Source organism: Paraburkholderia sp. BR13444 (assembly GCF_040948755.1).
Classification (GTDB): Bacteria; Pseudomonadota; Gammaproteobacteria; order Burkholderiales; family Burkholderiaceae; genus Paraburkholderia; species Paraburkholderia youngii.
In genome coordinates, this window is record NZ_JBFPKM010000004.1 from 13,889 (window position 1) to 33,683 (window position 19,795).

15 protein-coding genes are annotated in these 19,795 nt (G+C 62.9%); 10 read left to right on the forward strand and 5 right to left on the reverse strand.

Going from position 1 to position 19,795, the window contains the following annotated elements:
• Positions 1-240 precede the first annotated feature (240 nt).
• The 3 genes from AB3X95_RS12630 to AB3X95_RS12640 form a co-directional block, all read right to left on the reverse strand.
• Positions 241-459: a hypothetical protein gene (locus tag AB3X95_RS12630; RefSeq protein WP_176106812.1), complete on the reverse strand. Its 219-nt coding sequence runs from the start codon at positions 457-459 to the stop codon at positions 241-243.
• Positions 460-645: 186 nt separating this feature from the next.
• A complete protein-coding gene (locus AB3X95_RS12635) occupies positions 646-945 on the reverse strand; it encodes a hypothetical protein (protein ID WP_368621505.1) in 300 nt (99 codons plus the stop codon).
• An 88-nt stretch (positions 946-1,033) separates the two neighbouring features.
• Positions 1,034-1,303 (reverse strand): hypothetical protein, encoded by a 270-nt coding sequence (locus AB3X95_RS12640; protein WP_176125864.1) that lies wholly within the window; start codon positions 1,301-1,303, stop codon positions 1,034-1,036.
• A 433-nt stretch (positions 1,304-1,736) separates the two neighbouring features.
• Here AB3X95_RS12640 and AB3X95_RS12645 point away from each other — a divergent pair, with 433 nt between their 5' ends.
• A complete protein-coding gene (locus tag AB3X95_RS12645; RefSeq protein ID WP_368621506.1) occupies positions 1,737-3,896 on the forward strand; it encodes a protein kinase in 2,160 nt (719 codons plus the stop codon).
• A gap of 28 nt (positions 3,897-3,924) precedes the next feature.
• Here AB3X95_RS12645 and AB3X95_RS12650 read toward each other — a convergent pair whose 3' ends face one another.
• Positions 3,925-5,955, reverse strand: a complete 2,031-nt coding sequence (locus AB3X95_RS12650) for an SUMF1/EgtB/PvdO family nonheme iron enzyme (RefSeq protein WP_368621507.1) — start codon at positions 5,953-5,955, stop codon at positions 3,925-3,927.
• Positions 5,956-6,266: 311 nt separating this feature from the next.
• Between AB3X95_RS12650 and AB3X95_RS12655 the strand changes: the two genes are divergently transcribed.
• The 9 genes from AB3X95_RS12655 (at position 6,267) to AB3X95_RS12695 (ending at position 18,968) form a co-directional block, all read left to right on the forward strand.
• Positions 6,267-6,770 (forward strand): DUF4399 domain-containing protein, encoded by a 504-nt coding sequence (locus tag AB3X95_RS12655; protein WP_254906118.1) that lies wholly within the window; start codon positions 6,267-6,269, stop codon positions 6,768-6,770.
• A 45-nt stretch (positions 6,771-6,815) separates the two neighbouring features.
• The gene (locus AB3X95_RS12660) at positions 6,816-7,253 is read left to right on the forward strand and encodes a DUF4399 domain-containing protein (RefSeq protein WP_176125861.1); all 438 of its coding nucleotides are present in this window, start codon (positions 6,816-6,818) and stop codon (positions 7,251-7,253) included.
• 250 nt (positions 7,254-7,503) lie between these two features.
• A complete protein-coding gene (locus AB3X95_RS12665; protein WP_176106806.1) occupies positions 7,504-7,788 on the forward strand; it encodes a hypothetical protein in 285 nt (94 codons plus the stop codon).
• 323 nt (positions 7,789-8,111) lie between these two features.
• Positions 8,112-9,515, forward strand: coding sequence for an efflux transporter outer membrane subunit (locus tag AB3X95_RS12670; RefSeq protein ID WP_221313910.1), 1,404 nt, complete (start codon positions 8,112-8,114; stop codon positions 9,513-9,515).
• Positions 9,516-9,753: 238 nt separating this feature from the next.
• Complete coding sequence (locus AB3X95_RS12675) at positions 9,754-12,366, forward strand: FHA domain-containing protein (protein WP_368621508.1); 2,613 nt, start codon at positions 9,754-9,756, stop codon at positions 12,364-12,366.
• Positions 12,344-13,717: an HlyD family efflux transporter periplasmic adaptor subunit gene (locus tag AB3X95_RS12680; protein WP_176106804.1), complete on the forward strand. Its 1,374-nt coding sequence runs from the start codon at positions 12,344-12,346 to the stop codon at positions 13,715-13,717. The genes AB3X95_RS12675 and AB3X95_RS12680 overlap by 23 nt, the downstream gene beginning before the upstream one ends.
• A gap of 38 nt (positions 13,718-13,755) precedes the next feature.
• The gene (locus tag AB3X95_RS12685) at positions 13,756-14,508 is read left to right on the forward strand and encodes a peptidylprolyl isomerase (RefSeq protein ID WP_368595819.1); all 753 of its coding nucleotides are present in this window, start codon (positions 13,756-13,758) and stop codon (positions 14,506-14,508) included.
• Between the two features lie 39 nt (positions 14,509-14,547).
• Entirely contained in the window at positions 14,548-17,616 is a 3,069-nt protein-coding gene (locus AB3X95_RS12690) for a peptidase domain-containing ABC transporter (protein WP_176366289.1), read from the forward strand.
• A complete protein-coding gene (locus AB3X95_RS12695; RefSeq protein ID WP_176366288.1) occupies positions 17,613-18,968 on the forward strand; it encodes a sigma-54-dependent Fis family transcriptional regulator in 1,356 nt (451 codons plus the stop codon). The genes AB3X95_RS12690 and AB3X95_RS12695 overlap by 4 nt, the downstream gene beginning before the upstream one ends.
• 56 nt (positions 18,969-19,024) lie before the next feature.
• On the opposite strand, the gene AB3X95_RS12700 is transcribed toward AB3X95_RS12695, so the two are convergent.
• A complete protein-coding gene (locus tag AB3X95_RS12700; protein WP_176125856.1) occupies positions 19,025-19,795 on the reverse strand; it encodes a protein phosphatase 2C domain-containing protein in 771 nt (256 codons plus the stop codon).

A 19,795-nucleotide genomic window follows, 5' to 3' on the forward strand; every position in this document is an offset into this window, starting at 1 on the left:
GCCGCGATGCGAAACCTGGCAAGGATCCGCGCGATAGCCGCATTGAATCACACCGGATACGACCGCGATCTCGAGTCGAAGTGTTTGCGCGCGTCGCACGGGTCGCGTGCGAATGGTTGGGGCGTAGCGCAGCGTCGCGCGTGGCGAAGCGACGCGTGCAACGCTCTATCGCAAGCCCAAACGGAAACGGCACGCGCCCTGTGCGCGTGCCGTGATGCTGAAACGCCCCCGCGAGCAATGCTAGCGGCGTCGCCCTTTGCGCGGCGCAGCGGCTTCCGCGATACGCAGATGCGCGTCCGGAAAGCCCGGCGGGTATTCGACGACGCGCGTCGCGGCCGGCACCAGCGGCGCGGCCAGACTCGAACGCGCGCCGACACGAGCGCCGCCGACGATCGCGGCCATCGCCTCGCGGTCGAGTTCGACGCTTTCGGTCAGATCCTTGATGCTCAGCTTGGCCATGACGGCTCCAGAAAAACGCGCCGGCGGCCAGACCCGTTCGGGTTCCGGCCGCCGGGCTCGGAATGTGTTCAGTGTGCTATTCGTTTTACTGCGGTCTCAACGCACTATCAGTATAGGAAATCCGTTCGCGGCGTGCGCGGTCGTGGGGCTGTCGCGGCAGTGAAGGAACCCCCGGTCCCCCGCGGCTTACACGGCGGAGAGGTTCGCGCCCGCCAGGATCGGATCGACTTTCAGCTTCGGCAGCACGACGTCCGAGCCGATATAGCCGATGTCATTGAGCGCTGCGACATTGACGATTTGCTGTTGAGCCAGATTCTGAGTGACGTTGACATTGACGTTGACGTTGGCGATGCCGGCAAGGCTGCCGAGACCACCAGGGCCCGAGGGCATGGGCACGTTGCTGCCGGTGCCGCCGGCGATCCCGGACATGGTCCGGCGATCGAGTTCGCGCGCGCCGGGCAGATCGCGAATCATGAGGGATGACATGGCGTTTCTCCTAAAACGTATGGAAGGCGGACATGCATGGCTTGCGGCGAAGCGGCCCGCGACAGCGGGCGCCTCGCCGCGCCATGCATTAGTGGCCGTTAGAGTTGCTCGACACGACATACGGGCTGAGCGTCGAGTCGATGCCTTCGGAGAACGCAACGTTGTTGCCGTTGGCGTTCTGGAAGTTCAGTTCGTTGCCGATGAATTGCGAGGTGGTGCTGTTCTTGATGCTCGTCGGCGCATAGACCGGGGCGAAGCTGTAGTACTTGCTGGGGCCATAGCCACCGCGTACGGCTTTCATGGCCTTGCTGTCGAGTTGTTCGGTAACGGACAGGTCTTTGATCATCAGCGTTTTCATGGTGAGTCTCCTGAAGGAAGTTTTCGCAGTGTCGCGAGTGGTTTCGAGCAATTCGTTTGCTCGGGCATCACTAATGCACAGGCTGTGCCAGTGGTGGCCACGTATCCTGAGGAAATCGACGAAGCCTTGTCGTATAAGGGTTTTGCGCGAGGTTCGGCCGCCGCGCCGGTCCGCTCGAACCGCGTTGACGCGCTAGAGGCGGTGGCGGCAGTCCGACATCGCGGCGGACCCTGTTGGCTCGCACACGACATTGCCCACGACACCATGCGGCGCGGCGCGCGGCTCATGCCTGGTTTGCCTGGTTTGCGAAAGCGCGGACCGGGAGCTAGTATCGAAACGGCACATGTAACTGGATACGACAGCTTCTCTATCGACCCGCGTGGCGTCGGTCGCATGCGACACGGTCCAGCGGCAACGGCGGTGCTTCGCAAAAATGGCTAGCCTTGCGCGTGTGATTCTCGACTTCCAGAGCGGCGAGCTGTCGCGCGACGAGTTCGTCGCGCAGCTCGACAGCGCGTTGGCGACCGAGCAACTCGGTCCGACGCGGCTGCTGGAGACGCTATACGCCGCGCATCACAAGTCACCGTTGCCCGACGATCTCTATCTGGAAGTGCGGCGGCGCATCGAGCTGCTGCGCGTGTCGAACGTCGCGGCGGGTGGCGAGGAAACTGGCATACAGACCACGGTCGATCTACCGTCGCTGCGTTCGTCGAGCTCGGGCGGCGCTGGCAGCGCGGGCAGCGCGAGTACCACTGGAAGCACCGCGCACGAAACCATCAAAGGCATCGGCGATACCCTGAACAACCGCTTCGTGCTCGAAGAGTGCCTCGGCGTGGGCGGCATGGGCACCGTGTACAAGGCGCTCGATCTGCGCAAGCTCGAAGCGTCGGACCGCAAGCCCTATCTGGCGATCAAGGTGCTGAACGTCCAGTTTCGCGGCAATCCGAATTCGCTGGTCGCGTTGCAGCGCGAAGCACGCAAGGCGCAGGTGCTCGCGCATCGCAACATCATCACCGTGTACGACTTCGACCGCGACGGGCCGATCGTCTATCTGACGATGGAGTACCTGAGCGGTAAGCCGCTCAGCCAGCTGCTGCGCACGCCTGGATATCAGGGCATGCCGGTGCGGGCCGCGCTGCCGATCGTGCGCGGCATGTGCGCGGCGCTCGCGTACGCGCACGAGCGCGGCTTCGTCCATTGCGATTTCAAACCCGCGAACGTGTTTTTGACCACCAATGCCGAAGTGAAAGTGATCGACTTCGGCATCGCGCGCGTATTCCAACGGCCGGAAGAGGAGAGCGACGCGACCGTGTTCGATCCCGGCAGTCTCGGCGCGTTGACGCCGGCCTATGCGAGCCCGGAGATGATCGAGCATCGCGAGCCTGACCCGCGCGACGACATCTACGCGCTTGGCTGCATCACCTACGAGCTGCTGACCGGACATCATCCGTTCGACCGCCTGTCGGCCACGCAGGCGCGCAATGCCGAGTTCAAGCCGCAGCGTCCGCCGAATCTCGATGCGCGCCAATGGCGCGCATTGCGTGCCGCGTTGTCGTTCGACCGCAATACGCGGATGCCGAGCGTCGAGCGCTTTATCGCCGAGTTCGACAATGAAGCGCGCGCGGAGAAGTCCGGGTCGCTCGCATGGGCCGGGCTCGCTACGCTGGCCGTCGTGTGCGCGGTTACGGTGGGCGTTTTCGCTGTTCGCTCGGGGTCCAACCGGCAGCAGGCCGCGCGCTCCGAGGCGGCGGGACCGCTGGGCGATCAGGTCGATCGGGCGGCTGCGGCGTCCGCTGTCGCGCCTGCAACGAATGCCGCACAGACAGCGCCTTCGGCTGGCGCGAATGAAGGCGGTACTACAACGGGTGGTGCGGCCGCAACCGCGACGCCGGCGCCCGCGCCCAAGCCCGCGTTGACGCTTGCCGCGATCACGCCCACGCTTGCCCGGGTACCGTGTTCGGCTTTATCGGGCGCGGTGCAGGACCACGCACTGACGGTGCGCGGTTTCCTGTCGCAGCGGTACGGCGCCGCGCGTCTGAAGGAGACCTTGGCGGCGCTGCCTGGCGTCGATACGGTTTCGCTCGATGTGCGGCCGCTCGCCGACGACAAATGCGACTTCGTCAAAACGCTTGCGCCGTTTCTGGTGCGCAATTGGCAGGCGGGACGGGCAGCGTCGCTGCACATGCGACCGCCAAGCGGTTTGCTGACCGAGAACGACTCGCTGGTGGTCGACCTGAAAGCGCCTCCGTTCGATTCCTTCGCGACCGTCGACTACTACCAGTTAGACGGCCACGTCGTGCACATGGTGCCGAGCCGTCTGTGGCCGGACAACCAGATGCAGGCCAACGGCGGTCCGTACACGATCGGCAGCAATGCAGGCGATTGGACCGTATCGAAGCCGTTCGGCTCGGAGATGGTGGTGCTGGTGGTGACCCCGGTGCCGCTGTTCGACAAGCTGCGCCCGGAAAGCGAAGCGCGCGCCGATTATCTGCGCGCGCTCGAGACGCGGTTGAAGCAGATCGGCGGCCAATACGGGCAGGATCGTCTCTTGGCGGACTTCGCGCCGATTACGACCAAACCCGCCCAGCCATGATCCGTCAAAGAGCCAATCGAAACGGCCCTCAGCGCAAATCCTTGACGACGCGAAAACCGTTCTGCGATTGACGCACGCCCGCGCTGTATTTGAAGCGCGTCGCGCTGAGCATGTAGTCGCCGCCTTCGCGCCATGAGCCGCCGCGAATCGCGCGCATCTCGCAGCCGGGCGTGTCCCACGCGTGGCCGTCAGCGGGTGCGCCCTGATAGGAGTTGTGCCAGCAGTCGGCGGTCCACTCCCAGACGCCGCCGTTCATGTCGTACAGACCCAGCGGATTCGCGGCGAACGTGCCGACGCTTTCCGGTCCTTCCTTGTGCCACGGGTCGCCGCAGTCCTTGCAATTGGCGTTGCCCTTGCGCATCTGATCGCCCCACCAGTACGCGGTCGTGGTGCCGGCGCGATCCGCGTATTCCCATTCGGCTTCGGTCGGCAGACGGTACGGTTTGCCGGTCGTTTTGGCGAGCCATTTGACGTACTGCTGCGCGTCGTCCCAACTCAGATCGCGCGCGGGTGCGGTCTTGATGCTATTGCTCTCCGGGGTCAGCTTCTGGCATGCGCCGTCGGCGACGCACGCATTCCATTGCTCGACCGTCACCGGGAATTTGCCGATCGCGAAGGGTGCGCCGATGCTCACGTGATGCACGGGCTTTTCCGAAGGGTCATCGGTATTGCTGCCCATTGCGAACGAGCCGGCGGGTACGGCGACCATGATCGGACAGGCGGCGCAGTCGCGGATTTCACCGGCGGTCGGCGGATGGGCGACGGTCTTTTCGGCGAAGGGCGCAGCGGCGGCCGTGGCGGGCGGCGTCGGCGCTGGCGCGGCAGCGGGGCGCGGTGGTGGCGGCGCGGCCGCGCTCGCTTGCGCCGCGGGATGCGCGACCTGGGCAGGCGGTGCGGGTGGCGCGACATGCCCGCTCTGCGCCGCGGGCGCGGCCGGTTGCGCACCACTCACCGCCGGAGTCGATGCCGCCGCGCGCAATCGATCGATACGCGCATGCGCGAGTGTGGCGAAGCGCCCATTCGGATAGGCCTTCAGATAAGCCTCGTAATCGGCTGGGTAGTTGCTGTCCTTGATCGACTCCCAGAACGTGATTTCGTATTGTTCGCCGCTTTCCTTCGGCATGATGCCGCGACTGCGCGGTATTGCGGCGTGATCGTCCGAGGTAATCGACGACGCGATAGTGCGTTCGCCACTGGTGGGAATGGAAGTACGCGCTACGGAGAGCCACGGCTGCTGCGCTCCGCGAGTGGCGGCGCGCACCTCGGTGGCGACTTGGCGGAACAGCGCGGCGAGCGATTGGGACGATGCGTCGGCATCATCGAGCGCTTGCAGCAACGCACCGGTGTAGACGCCATGCCGCGGACCGTCCGCCGCGAAACCACCCGGCGCGGTTGCGTAGGCAATCACGGTGTTGGCAGCGAGCTTCGGTTGGTTGGTCGCAATCTCGGCGGGCCTAAATGGATTGTCGAGGCAGGTATCGAGAATCAGCAGATTGAGCCGGCCGGCGCGAGCGGATTGCATCGCATGCAAGACGGTATTCAGTTCGACGCCGTTATTCAGCAGCGACACCGGTGCGCGGTTATCGGCTCGAGCATCGAGTCCCGCCGGCAACAGCAGCGTTTGTCCGGCTACCTGCATGCCGTGTCCGGCGAAATAGAACAGCCCGATATCGCCTGTCTTCAAACGTCGTTGAAATTCGTCGATCGCCGCGCGCATTTGCGGCGGCGTCGCATTCGTGCGCGTGATGACTTCGAAGCCACGCGCCCGGAGTGCAGCGCCGATCGATTCGGCGTCGCGCGGCGCGTTGGCGCGGATCGGGTTAGCGGCGTCGCCGTATTCGCCATTTCCTATTACGAGCGCGATACGCCGCGAATGGGTGTCGTCGCGTGACGAAGCAAAGGGTGAAAGGAGCAAAGCGGTATCTGCCGGCCGCCCCGGTTCACTCGTCACCGAAGCCGCACTCGGCTCGATGAATTCGCGTTGCGTCGCGGCACCGGCGCTATCCCACTGCGCCTGGATTGCCCCAACCACGCACACCAGCAGGAATCGTCGCCACATCGTTTTATCCTGTTTGTACCGGACAGAATTCAGGCATTCGCGCACCACGATCGCGCTGTCCGCGCTCATTATTAACGATAGCACGCGCTTCGCGTCATAACTGTCCGGGAGTCCTGAACGCGTCATACGGTTAACGAGCATTGCGTATCTTTTTAGCAAGTTAAGTTCTAAGCTGATTCACAAAGTCACCTCCCACGGCCGTTTTAACTAGGTGGCTGTCTACCGGTTTCAATCCGCGACAAGCCGCTCGAACACCCGGATGGCCATCGATAGCCGGGCCCAGCCATGACTCCTGTTCGGGAGAGTGCGCTATGCGAAGAACCCGTGTTTCCTCTCTTTTCGGCAGACGTGATCCGGCACAAGCGCATTGCGGCGGATTGCGCGCGGCGGTGTGCGCGACGCTCGTCGCGGTGTGCATCGGCATAGGAACGGGCAGCGTCGCGCGCGCAGAGCAGACGGCGTCACCGCCGGGGGCCGAGGAGTACATCATCTGGCCGTCGGATGGCGCGGTGATTCACGGCGGCAAGCTGTGGGTGCGCATGGGGCTGCGCAATATGGGCGTGTGTCCGAAGGGCATCGCGTTTCCGAATACCGGCCACCATCATCTGCTGATCGACACGGATTTGCCCGCGCTCGACCAGGAGATTCCATCGGACCGCCAGCACCTGCATTTCGGCGCGGGCGAAACCGACGCGCGCATCGAGTTGCCGCCCGGCAAGCACACGCTTCAGCTGATTCTCGGCGACCATCATCACGTGCCGCACAACCCGCCGGTGTATTCGAAGAAGATCACCATCACTGTGCTAAAAGACTAACGCGATCCGTTGGTTCGAACTGTCAAGCCGGAACGGAGAGTCCTGATGAACAAGATCATTGCGGCCGCGGCATTCGTCGCGACGGCGCTGACGGCATCGACAGCGCCGCAGGGTGGCTGGGCAGCGACGCCGTCGCCGCCCAGCGCATACGCGTATATCGGCTATCCGAACGATGGCCAGGTGGTGCCCGCCAATAAGCCGTTTCGCGTGTGGTTCGGCCTGCGCTTCATGGGCGTCGCGCCGAAAGGCGTGAAGTACCCGAACACCGGCCACCACCATCTTCTGATCGATAGCGAGCTGCCGCCGCTGGATCAGGAGATACCCTCGGATCGCCACCATCTGCATTTCGGCGCGGGCGAAACGGAAACGATGATTTCATTGCCGCCGGGCAGGCATACGTTGCAGCTGTTGATGGGCGACGACATGCATATACCGCATAACCCGCCGGTGTATTCGAAGAAGATCACGGTGATCGCGCGCTGACTGTCATCATGCAGCCAACAATGCCGCGTGCGCTGTTGGCTGCGATCCACCATTCGCGAGCCCCGCTTCGCCGGCCGGTAGCGACGCCACGGCGGGTGCGTTCTTCCAGGCCTTTACTGCAAGGCCGTCATCACCCAGATAACGAAAGCGAAGCACTCCTGGCATAGCCCATGCATCAGTAGCGCCCGAGCAGACAAGTTGCTCGAACCCGACGCACCACGATGCGCTTTCCCTTCCCAGGAGTTTTGCCATGAACACGCTGATGATCAAGGACCTGTCCAACACCGAACAACTCGACAGCAAGGCGATGAGCGCCGTGCGCGGCGGCAACAGCTACTACTGCCCGATGCCGTCATACCTCAGCTATGCGCCCGTCTATGCGCCGACCAGCATCAAGAACATCTGCACGACGCAGTCGATCAACACGGAAATGAACATCCAGAGCGCGAATGGCAACAACTCGGCGCTGGTCAGCGGTACGACGACCTACATCGAACCGACCGTGTACTCGAGCAACGTCAACAACGTGAAGTGAGCGGCGCTCGCACGCGCGGCCCGTGCGGCCGCGTGGGCGCCCCCCGTAGCCGCGTTGCTCAAAAAGACCATTCATTCAATCGTCCTTTCCACGCATCCTTCGCGAATCCGCCGCTCCCCGCATCGAGATTTCCGCCGCTTCACCGCTGAAGCCGCGCGGACGCGGCTCGGCCTCAAAAAACCGGCCGTCTCGCGCGAAACAGGCGGGTGCAACTGGAGACAACCGTGTCAGCATCGCCGGATTCATCGTTCGGTTTGTCGTGTGATTCGCCGGACCTTCAGCGGGTTTGCGCCGCAGCCACGGCGCCGCGCCGCATCGGCCGCATGCTGCGCGGCCTCGGCGCCGCGACGATGTGCGCATTGGCGTTGAGTGCCTGCGTCGACGTCAGGATGCCGGCTTATCAACGCCCGGACACGCCGGCCAAGACATCATGGTCGGATCGCCAGGGCGCGCCGGTATCGGCCGCGGAGACGATCGAGCGCGACTGGTGGAAGGGCTTCCAGGACCCGTATCTGGATACGCTGATCGACAAGGCTATCGACGGCAACTTCGATATCCGGGTGCTAGCCGCGCGTATCGAAGTCGCGCACACGCAGATCAGCGAGACGGGCGCGGCCGCATTACCGACGGCGGACCTCGGTGCGGGCGCCGACTATTCGAAGACGACCGGCCAGCCTTTGACGAGGACCTACAACCTCGCGCTGCAGGTGAACTGGGACATCGACATCTGGGGCAAGGTCGAAAAAGGCGTGCAGGCGCAAAAGGCCGAATTCCACGCGACCGAAGCGGATTGGCGCGCGGGGTATCTCGAACTCGTCGCGAACGTAGCCAGTACCTATTTCCAGATCCTGCAATTCGACGACCAGATCGCCCAGCAGCAAAAGACCATCGCCACCAACAAGCAAATCCTGACGATCTACGAAGGCCAGGCGCGCAACGGGATCGTGCCGCAAACGCAAGTGTTGCGCCAGCAGGCGGAGATCAACCGCCTGACCAACGATCTCTACGATCTGCGCCGCTCGCGGGCAGTCTCGGACAACGCACTGTGCACGTTGCTCGGCGTGCCGGCCGGCGAATTCCATGTGCCGCAGGGCCATTTGCAGGAGCGCGTGAAATTGCCGGACGTGCCCGACGGTTTGCCCGCGCAATTGCTGTCGCGCCGCCCCGACGTGGTGGCAGCCGAATTCAGGGTGCTCGAAGCCTATGACCTCGTCGGTCAGTCGAAGCTCGCGCAATTGCCGAGCATCGGCCTGACCGCTCAGGGCGGCACGGCAAGCTATGCGCTCAACCAGCTGCTGAAGTCGTTCACGTTCGGCCTGATGCCGAGCATCAACTTTCCGCTGTTCGATCCGGGTGTGCGCGCTCATGTGAAGGTGACCGAGGCGCAATCGAAAGTCGCCGAACAGCAATATCGGGTGGCTGTGATGGGAGCGTTCGAGGAAGTGGAGAACGCGCTCGTCAATCTGAGTGCGCATAAGGCGCAGCATGAGGAATTGCAGCAGCAGGTGGCGCGCTTGCAGATCGTGGCGGATCAGATCCAGTCGCAACTGCACCTTGGCGTGGTGTCGCAACTCGAGGTGTTCGAAGACGAGCGGACCCTGCTGCAGGCGCAACAGGCGTTGCTGGAAAACCACCAATTGATTCTGTCCGATACGGTAACGCTTTATAAGGCGCTCGGCGGTGGATGGCCAGGTGTCGACGTGCAGGCGCAGGCCAAAGAAAAGTAACGAAGCATTGAGCTAATCCACGAGTTGGCGTACCACGCGGGTATTTCGTCGGTTGACGACTTATCCGCTGTCTTCTCATCCGGCGATCCAAATTGACACTCTCGATGCGTGACTTAAAATCCTTTAGGGGTCAGCGTTTGCGTGGCTCTTCGCGACAATATCGTTGGGCCGTCGTTCTTTGTCCAGTTCGCCCCGCGTTCCTGCCGCGGCAGGTAAACGCTTAAGCGATCCAGAGAAAATGGCCACCGGCGAAGCTCCGATTGCTGAAATGCGCACGACAGCGGACGCTGCTTTCGACGTGGTGTTGTCGCCGGTTGCGTGCGCGCAGCGCCTCGCGCTCGACGCCATTCGCATCGTCGACAACCTGTTCGCGGTCGGCCGCAGCGAAGCGCCGTTCAACGACTATCCGGCACAATTGACCGCCGGTCTGTCGCGCCGGCATGCGCGTCTTTTCATCGAGCATGGCGCGATTTACGTCGCCGATCTCGGCAGCAAGAACGGCACGACGGTCAACGGCATCGCGGTGCGGCAAACTCCCGCGCGCGTGCGCGGCGGCGATGAACTCTGCTTTGGCGGCGAACTGTGCTATCGCGTCGGCATCGAGCCGCGCGCGCGCGTCGTCACGGGCGCAAGCGCTTCTCCCCTCACTCATCTATTGCTGGTGCCGCAGCGCGACGACCTGGGTCTGCAACCGGTCGACGTGCTGGCTTTTCCGTTCCTGGTCAGCAAAACGGACGAGATCTTCTCGCGCTACAAAGACCGTTATCCGCACCAGGTCAATTACATTTCGCGGCGCCATGCGCACCTGTTTCTAAAGGGCGGCCGGCTCTATGTCGAAGATCTCGGCAGCACCAACGGCACGTTCGTGAATGGCCAGCGGATCGGCGAATCGGCGCTTGCGCTGGTGGACGGGGATGTCGTTGCATTTGGCGGCGACCACTTCGTCTACAGGGTGTCGCTACAGAACTCCGCCGACACCGAACCCACCGTGACCCAGTTCTCTCTTCGCCCCGCCGCCGACAGTGCCGCCGATGCCGACAAGACGACCTTCGTCGGCGCGGCGCATTCGTTTCTCGACATCTTTTGCGTCGATCCGGCACTGCAACGCGAAGACGAAGTGAACGAGGCGGCGCAATCGGGCTCCGCGCGCGCGAAGCGCGATGGAGCGGGGGCGGCAAGCGGCGCGCAAGCCGCAAAGGGCGCGCAGGCAGTACACCCTGCCGACACGAAAGACGGCGCGAATGAAAGAAGCGGCAAAGGCAAACCCGCGGGACGAAGTAAGCCGCGTCGCTGGAAGATGGTCGCCGGCGAACTCCACAAGGCGTTAGCGGACGGCGAGCGCACCAATGTGCGGCGCGCGGCGGCATGGGGCGGCGCGGGTGTTGCGCTCGTGGTTGCGCTTGGCGTGGGCCTCTATCTGCACGGTTCATCGGAACGCGAGTTGAAGAGCCTGCTCGCGAACGGTGACTACTCGAACGCCTTCACGATGGCGCGTGGCTATCTGGCCACGCACCCGGCGGACACCAGGATCAGCGCGCTCGCCAGCGAGGCGTTGCTGAAAGCGAACTTGCCGGGCTGGATCGAAGTCGTGCAGAAAGCGCAGTTCGACCAGGCCGACGCGCTGCTGAAGAACATGAGGGCGTTGAGCGCGACGGACTCCGATGCCGCGTCGCTGGTCGGCGAATTGCAGTGGGTCGGCGATCTCGAACGCTTCGTCGCGGCGCGCGGCGGCGTCGACGCGCCGATCCGCATGTATACGGACGAGGCGACGATCAACGGTCTGCTGCACCGCTGGGACGACGACGCGACGAGTCATCAGCGCGCGCTCGACCGGATTGCGAGCTACGTGCCGGCCTTCGCGGAGCCCTACGCGCACACGCTGAGCCATCTGCGCAAGCTCGAAAGCGACGATTCCGTGTACGTCGCCGCGATAGATCGGCTCAATGGCGTGATCCAAACCGAACTCTCGCGCGACAAACCCGACGCGCTGCCACCGGTATTCGACGATTACGCACAGCGCTACCCACGGCTCGCGGGGCTCGACAGAGTGCGCGACGATTTGCGCCAATACACCGCGTTGCTGAATGCCGCATTGAGCCGCCAATTGACGTCATTGCTCGCGATGATGAAAACGGCGCGCTTCAGCACGCCGCCTTTCCAGGCGCAATACCAGCAGCTTGCGGCGACGCGTTTGCCGTCGGCGGACATCGTTCAACGTCAGGACGCGGTTGATGCCGCGTGGCAGCGCGGCGACGCGCAGCAGGCGCTCAGCGAATTGCAGTCGATGCCGGCGAGCCCATGGTCCGACGTGCTCGCCGCCGAAGCGGCGCACAAGAAGGCGCTAGCCGATCAATACAACGATCTGCAGAAAACGCGTGGCGGCAAAGACTACGACCAGCGTCTGCTGTCGTTCTACGCGAGCCTCGATCCGCAAACCGACGCGTGGTTCGTGCAGGCGATCCAGAAGGACGTCGCCGCGTTGCATGACAATGCCCTCGCGCGTGCGCAGGATCTGTTGCTGCGCGCGCAAAGCCTGTGGAAAGAGTACCGCGCGAACGGCCCTATCGGCGGCACGCAGCGGCTCGAAGCCGGCATCTCGCCGGGCTTTCGCAGCGAGGCGCGCCTGCTTAGCGACGCGCAGACGGCGGCACGGCAGGGCATGCGCATCTATACGCAGCTGAAGGCCGATCATCCCGCCGACTTCGATCGCCTGCTCGCGGATATCGACGCCGAAGCAAGTTTGCAGCGCCGCTCGTTGACCGAGTTGCGCATGGTGCTGGACCCTGGGCTCCTGAAAGCGAAGCTCGCGTTGATTGGAGGCGATCAGAGTGAAACGCGATCCTCACCCTAGACCGTTGTCGGAGGCGCTCGAAGATCATAGCGTCGAAGGCATCGCGATCCTCACGTCCGAGCCGGTGCGGATTGCGCGCGCGCTGATCTGGGCGATGGTTGCGCTCGTCGTGTCGGGCCTGCTGTGGTCGTTCGTCGGCCGCGCGGATGTGATCGTCAGTGCGCCCGGCACGTTGTCGCCGGAATCGGAGGTGCGACGCATCTATACGCCGATCGACGGCGAGCTCGCGGATCTGTATATCGCCGAGGGGCAGCCGGTGTCGAAAGGCGACGTGCTCGCGCGGCTCAATGCGCGCGGCGCGATCGAAGCTGCGAGCAACGCGTTACAGGCGCAACTGAAACTCGAAGACGCCGAACGCGAATGGAAGCAGTTTCCGGAGAAAAAGGCGTTGATGGAACGCAAGGCTGCGTCGTTGAAGGCGCAACTCGAAGTCGAGGAGCGTCTGCACGAGAATCGCGTTTCGGAAGGCACGACCAAACTTGCCGAAGGGCAGAAGGCTGAACTCGACGAAGCGCGCAGCTCGCTCGATAATGCGCGCCGCGCGCGCGAAGCGGCGAACCAGGAACTCGATCGCTATTCGCGGCTGTTCGCGCAGCCGGGCGGCGGCGGCATCGCCGAATTGCAGGTCGAGCAGAAACGCACGGCCGCGCTCGAAGCGGATAACGCCTTCCGTGTCGCGCAGTCGAAGCTGGCCGAGCTGGACTTTCGCCTGAGCCATGAATACGCGCAGGCGAATGCGCAACTCGCGACGAGCGGGCAGCAAAGCACCGATCTGCAGCTGCAATACGATCAGGCGGTGCGCGACGTCACCGATGCGGAAGACAAACTGCGCGTGCAATTGCAAAGCGCGCGTCTGGAAGCCGAAGCCGCCGCGCGCGTGCGCTTCGAGAACATCGATAAAGACAATTTTCTGCTGATTCTGGCGCCGGTTTCCGGCGTGATTACCGACGTCACGTCGACGCAGCGCGGCGACAAGATTCAGGCGAATGCACCGCTCGGCGGTATTGCGCCAAAAGACGCGCGGCCCGTGCTGAAGATCGAAATCTCCGAACACGACCGCGCCTTTCTGCACGTGGGCCTGCCGGTCAAATTGAAGTTCAATGCGTTTCCTTACCAGCGCTACGGATTGATCAGCGGCACGCTCGCGTATATCTCGCCGGCCACGAAGCCGTCCGCGCAGGACAAGCAACCGGTCTACGAGGGCCGCGTCACGCTCGACAAGGATTACTACCAGGTGGCCGGCACGCGTTACCCGCTGCGTTACGGCATGACCGCCAATGCGGAAATCGTCGTGCGCGAGCGGCGCCTGATCGACCTCGGTCTCGATCCGTTCAGAGAGGTGGCGGGTTGAGCGCGCGAATCAAACATCCCAGCAAGGAGCAGAACAAAATGACCGCGATAGTGCGTATCGATGATGAAGTCGTGGACGTGGACGAGTTCATTCGTCTTCTGAAACTGACCGGCCAGTTCGAGAGCCTGATCGAGCAGATCGTGCGCGACAAGCTTACCGTCCATGCTGCGAAAAAGCAGGGCATCACTGTCAGCGCCGATGAGATCCAGCAGCGCGCGGATCAGTTTCGCCGCGTGCGCGGGCTGCATCGCGCGGCTGACATGAATCATTATCTCGACGCGCTGCACGTGAGCCTCGACGAATTCGAGGCGTTCATTACCGACGGGCTCTATCAGGAGAAGATGCTCGACGACATCGGTAACGACGCGGCGATCCGTGATTACTTCGCGTTGAATTCACCGAAGTTCGACGCGATCGAAGTCAGCCATATCGTGCTCGATAGCGAAGGCAAGGCGAAGGAAATGATCTCGTACCTGCGCGACGACCCCGACGCCTTCGCCGAGATGGCGCGCGAGCATTCGATTGCCGATACGCGCGAGTCGGGCGGCGTGATCGGCAAGGTACTGCGCGGTTCGCTGAAGCCCGATATCGAGGCGAAGATCTTCAATGCGGCGGTCGGCGATCTGCTTGGTCCGTTTCCGTCGGCCGACCGTTCGTGTTTCGAGATATTCGCGGTGACGGCCAAATATCCGGCCACGCTCGATGCCGACGTGGCGACCGAAATCCGCCGTTTGCTGCGCGAAAGCTGGCTGATCGCCCGCGCCCAGGAACACGTGATCGAAGCGCGCTAGTACCCGACTAGCGCCCGATAAAGCGAGGTTCACCGATACATGGACGCCCCCCAGACCGCGCCATCCGCGCCCTCCACCGCCGAATTTCTCGCTTCGGTGGAGATCCTGTCGCCATTCTCGCGCGACGAATTGGAGCGGCTTGCCGAATACGCGCAGGCAAAGTTCTATTCGTTCGGCGAAACGGTGTGCTCGGCTGGTGAAGTGGCCGATGGTCTCTATGTGATCCGCTCGGGCACGGTGCGTATCTTTACCGAGGAGCACGGCAAGGAAACCAGCATGGGTGTGCGCAAGTCGGGGGAGATCTTTGCCGACATTGCGATGTTGCGCTCGTACGTTCACGAAGCGTCGGTACGGTCGTCCGGCAAGACCGAAGTGCTGTTCATTCCGCGCAGCGCGATCGAACCGGTGATGGCGGCCAACGCCGCCGCGCTGGCGTTCGTCGCCAGCTATGTTGCGATCAATTCGGCCGGCGGCTTCGTCGCGCAACTGTTCGACCTGCGCGGCAAGCTGAACAAGGCGGAACTCGAAGAGTACGTGCGCAGCGTCGGCGCAAAAAGGGTGGCTGCCGGCAAGGAGATTCTGAAACAGGACGGCCGCGAGGACAGGCGGCTTTATGTGGTGCGGCAAGGCCAGGTGCGCATCGTGCGGCACGAGGAGGGTCACGACTACACGCTCGCGACGCTCGGCGAGGGCGAGATCTTCGGCGAGAAGGCGTGCCTGATGCGCCAGGAACAGATGGCATCGGCAATTGCGACCACCGACACGCGGCTGCTGGTGATCCCCGAGCGCACCGTCCATTTCATTCTCGAACGCAATCCGAAACTGCGCGAAGTACTCGACGAGCGCATCCGCTACGGCGACCGCGAATTGCAGCGTCAAAAGCGGCTCGAACAGCGGCGCAAGCTGCCGTTGATGCTCGACCTGCAGAGCAGGCCGGAACTCGGCGAGAAGATCATCCGGCGTTTTGCGCTCGTCGAGCAGGCCGAAGAAATGGATTGCGGCGCCGCGTGTCTCGCGATGATCTGCCGCCATTACGGCATTCCGATGACGCTCGGCAAACTGCGCGAACTCGCGAACGTGACGACCCAGGGTGCGACGCTCGACAGCCTCGCGCGCGCGGGCGAGTCGCTCGGCTTCACGACGCGCGGCGTGCAATGCACGTTCGATTCGCTGCGCGGCTTCGATCTGCCGTTCATCGTGCATTGGGAGGGCTACCACTATGTGATCGTGTACGGGCTGTCGAAAGAGTATGTCTGGGTGGCGGACCCGGCACTCGGTTTCAGAAAGCTGAGCGTCGAAGATTTCGAACGCGGCTGGAGCGGCACCTGCCTATTGTTTACCGGCGGATCGCAACTGTTGCAGATGTCGGCCGAGCGCTCGCCGTGGATTCGTTTTGTCGGATACCTGAAGCCGTACCGCAAGATACTCGGCTATCTGTTTCTGGCGACCTTCGTGATCCAGGTGCTCGGCGTGATTCCACCGCTGATCATTCAGAACATTCTCGACGGCGTGATCGTGCATCAGAACGTCAGTCTGCTGCATATGCTGATCGGCGGGCTCATCATTTCCAACGTCTTCACACAGTTGATGTCGACGATACGCGCGTATCTGGCGAACTTCATGGTCCGCAACATGGACTTCGCGATGATGTCGCAGTTCTTCAAGCATACGTTGTCGCTGCCGTTCTCGTTCTTCGCAAAGCGCAAGACCGGCGATATCTTCGCGCGCTTTCAGGAGAACCAGACGATCCGCGCGTTCCTGACCGAATCCACCGTGACGACCGCGCTGAATCTGCTGATGATCTTCATCTACTTCACGATCATGTTCGTGTACAACGTGAAGATGACGCTGGTGTTGATCGCATTCGTGATTCCGATCATGGGACTCACGGTGATCGCGACACCGAAGATCAAGGGCTACGCGCGCGAGGTGTTTACGGCATCGACCGAGGCGAAGTCGTTTTTGATGGAGGCGCTCTCCGGCGTCGAGACGGTCAAGGGCATGGGCATCGAGCGGCCGGTGCGCTTGCGCTGGGAAAAGAAATACGCGAAGGCGCTCGAATTGCAGTATCGCGCACATGCATTCAATATTTTGGTCAGCTTTGGCAGCCAATTGCTGAATGCGGCCACGACGATCGCGATTCTTTGGGTCGGCGCGAATCTGGTACTCGCGCGTGAATTGACGATCGGGCAGCTGATCGCGTTCAATGCGTTCATGGGCAGCGTATTGAGCCCGCTGATGGGTCTCGTCGGCTTGTGGAGCATGCTCAACGATGCGGGTGTCGCGATGGAACGGCTCGGCGATGTGCTCGATATCGAGCCCGAACAGAAGCCCCAGGATCTGCCTTCCCGTGTCATGCTGCCGGAGCTGCAAGGCGAAATCAGCCTGCAAGGCGTGTATTTCCGCTATGGCGAAGAGGATTCCGCTTATGTGCTCGAGAACATCAGCTTCGATATCAAGCCCGGTGAACTGGTCGCGATCGTCGGGCGCAGCGGCTCGGGCAAAACCACGCTCGCGAAGCTGCTGGTCGGGTTCTATCAGCCGAGCGAAGGGAAAATGACCATCGACGGTTACGACTCCGGCGTGATCGACAAGGCTTATTTCCGCGCGCAAATCGGCTACGTGATGCAGACCAACCTGCTGTTCTCGGGCACGATAGCCGAGAACATCGCGAGCGGCGACGACGCGCCGGACCGCCGGCGCATCGAGGAGGTGGCGAAAATGGCCGACGCGCATGGCTTCATCAGCAAGATGCCGCTCGGCTACGAGCAGGTGGTCGGCGAGCGCGGCATCGGCTTGTCGGGTGGTCAGATCCAGCGGCTGTGCATTGCGCGCGCGTTGTATCACGATCCGCGTCTGCTCGTATTCGACGAGGCGACATCGGCGCTCGACTCGCAATCGGAAAGCAATATTCTCGGCAATATGCACGACATCCTGAAGGGCCGCACTGCGGTGATCATCGCGCATCGGCTCAGCACGATCATGCGCGCGGACAAGATTCTCGTGCTGTATGAAGGCGCGATCGTCGAACAGGGCCGTCACGAGGAGCTGATCCAGCGCGGCGGCATGTACTATCAGCTCGTGCAGAAACAGTTGAGTGCATCATGATGAAGATACTCGACCAGATTGAAGAGGCGAGTCCTGCGATATCGTACGCGGGACTGATCGAGCGGATCGAGATCCTGCGCTCCACGTTGCGCTGGTCGTCGCGGCTCGAACGCGCCGATATCGACAAGCTGCTCAGGCAGGCCACCTCGTTGCGCGACGAAGTGATGCAGCTTTCGCACAAGGAGCGCTTCGTGCAGGCCGCCACCGCGGGCGAGCCGCAGACGAGCGCGGAGCAATCGCGTGGAGCGCGCCGCAAGGCGCTGCTCGAACGGAGCTTTATTTTCGAGGGCACGTTCGGCGACAATCCGCGGCTGCTCGAATCGCTCGAAATCGCGGAAAAAGCCGCGCCGACCGATTTGCCGGTGTTGATCGATGGGGAGAGCGGCACCGGCAAGGAGCTGATGGCGAAAGTGATTCACGCGAATGGCGCGCGTGCGGACAAGCCGTTCATTTCGGTGAACTGCGGCGCGATTCCGGACAATCTGCTGGAGTCGGAGCTATTCGGGCATCGCAAGGGCGCATTTACCGGCGCGTCGAACGACCGCAAGGGCAAATTCGAAAGCGCGCATACGGGCACGATCTTTCTCGACGAAATCGGCGAGTTGCCGCTCGCGGGCCAGGTCAAGCTGCTGCGCGTGCTCGAAGCGCACGAGATTCAACGCGTCGGTTCCGACGAAACGATCGCGGTCGATACGCGCATCGTCGCGGCGACCAACCGCAATCTGCGCAAGCTCAGCGAGGAAGGACGTTTTCGCGAGGATCTGTTCTACCGGCTCAGCGTGATTCACGTGACGCTGCCGCCGCTGCGCGAACGGCGCGACGAAATTCCGTTGCTGATTGCGTGGTTCGGCGACGAGGCGGCGGGCACGCTGAAACGCCGGCCGGTCAGATTGACGCCGCGCTTGCGCGACTTTCTGTTGAGCTACGCGTATCCGGGCAATATCCGCGAATTGCGCAACGTGATGTATCGCATCTCATGTCTGGCTGCTGATATGGCCGACGTCGAGCACTTGCCGCTCGATATGCGACCGGCCGCACCCGGTTCGGCGGCGGCGCAGGCGGAGGGCGGGCAGGCGAGCGGCGAGCAGCCGATCAGTGTCGCGAATCTGATGTCGTTGAGCGACGCGAAGCGGGCGGCCAGCGACGACGCCGAGAAAGCGTTTCTCGAACGCGGACTGCGTGAAGTCAGCGGAACGGTCGCCGAGCTGGCTCGGCGCATCGATATGAATCGCTCGCACTTGCAGATGCTGCTGAAAAAGCATGGCCTGCACTCGAAGGATTTCCGCAATCGCAATGCGCCGCCCACGAAAAACGGCACGAACGAGCGCGATGACGAAGACGATGAAGGCTGAGTGGAGGACCACTGAGGAACCACTGAAGGCTCGCTCAAACGCGTGCCTGAAGACTATCAAGGCGCCGGATTCAGCAAGGTCTTGTCCGCCGCATTCGGGTCTTGCGCTTCGACGACCACTGCCGTGATGTTGTCGCGTCCGCCGCGCGCGAGCGCGAGGTCGACCAGTTCGCAGCATGCGTTTTCGCGCTCCGCCGAGGTCAGCACGCCGGCGATCTCGTCGTCGCTCAGTTCGTTGCTCAGACCGTCGCTGCACAACAGGAACACGTCGCCGTCGGCGACTTCGATCGCGTCGTCGTCGAGTTCGAGCAGATCCGTTGCGCCGACCGCGCGCGTGATCATGTGTTGCGCCGGATGATTGCGGGCCTCTTCGTCGGTGATGACGCCGAGCGAGCGCAGTTCCTCGACCTGGCTGTGATCGCGCGTCAGTTGCCGCAACTGTCCGTCGCGGTACAGGTAGATGCGGCTGTCGCCGGCCCACACGTAGCCGCAGAAGCGATCGCAGGCAAGCAGCACGACCACGGTGCTGCCGATGCGCTGCACCTGGCGGCGCGCGGCTTCATCGCGCAACTGACGGTTCGCGTATTGCAGACGCGCGCGCACATCGGCGATCAGCATTCTGAGGCCGTGCGGCGCCGCCAGTTGAGTCAACGCGTCGATCACGGTGCGGCTCGCAACGTCGCCGACCGCGTGACCGCCCATCCCATCGGCGACAGCCCAGCGTCCCGCCTCGGGCTCGTTGAGGCAGGCATCTTCGTTGATTTCGCGGACCCGTCCCGTGTCGGAACGCGCGGACGACGTCCAGCGAAATTGGCTCTCGCAGGTCAC

Bases quoted from the DNA above. Each gene is read 5' to 3' on its own strand.
- AB3X95_RS12630 (WP_176106812.1), bottom strand. From the start codon at position 459: ATGGCCAAGCTGAGCATCAAGGATCTGACCGAAAGCGTCGAACTCGAC.
- AB3X95_RS12635 (WP_368621505.1), bottom strand. From the start codon at position 945: ATGTCATCCCTCATGATTCGCGATCTGCCCGGCGCGCGCGAACTCGAT.
- AB3X95_RS12640 (WP_176125864.1), bottom strand. From the start codon at position 1,303: ATGAAAACGCTGATGATCAAAGACCTGTCCGTTACCGAACAACTCGAC.
- AB3X95_RS12645 (WP_368621506.1), top strand. From the start codon at position 1,737: ATGGCTAGCCTTGCGCGTGTGATTCTCGACTTCCAGAGCGGCGAGCTG.
- AB3X95_RS12650 (WP_368621507.1), bottom strand. From the start codon at position 5,955: ATGTGGCGACGATTCCTGCTGGTGTGCGTGGTTGGGGCAATCCAGGCG.
- AB3X95_RS12655 (WP_254906118.1), top strand. From the start codon at position 6,267: ATGCGAAGAACCCGTGTTTCCTCTCTTTTCGGCAGACGTGATCCGGCA.
- AB3X95_RS12660 (WP_176125861.1), top strand. From the start codon at position 6,816: ATGAACAAGATCATTGCGGCCGCGGCATTCGTCGCGACGGCGCTGACG.
- AB3X95_RS12665 (WP_176106806.1), top strand. From the start codon at position 7,504: ATGAACACGCTGATGATCAAGGACCTGTCCAACACCGAACAACTCGAC.
- AB3X95_RS12670 (WP_221313910.1), top strand. From the start codon at position 8,112: ATGCTGCGCGGCCTCGGCGCCGCGACGATGTGCGCATTGGCGTTGAGT.
- AB3X95_RS12675 (WP_368621508.1), top strand. From the start codon at position 9,754: ATGGCCACCGGCGAAGCTCCGATTGCTGAAATGCGCACGACAGCGGAC.
- AB3X95_RS12685 (WP_368595819.1), top strand. From the start codon at position 13,756: ATGACCGCGATAGTGCGTATCGATGATGAAGTCGTGGACGTGGACGAG.
- AB3X95_RS12690 (WP_176366289.1), top strand. From the start codon at position 14,548: ATGGACGCCCCCCAGACCGCGCCATCCGCGCCCTCCACCGCCGAATTT.
- AB3X95_RS12695 (WP_176366288.1), top strand. From the start codon at position 17,613: ATGATGAAGATACTCGACCAGATTGAAGAGGCGAGTCCTGCGATATCG.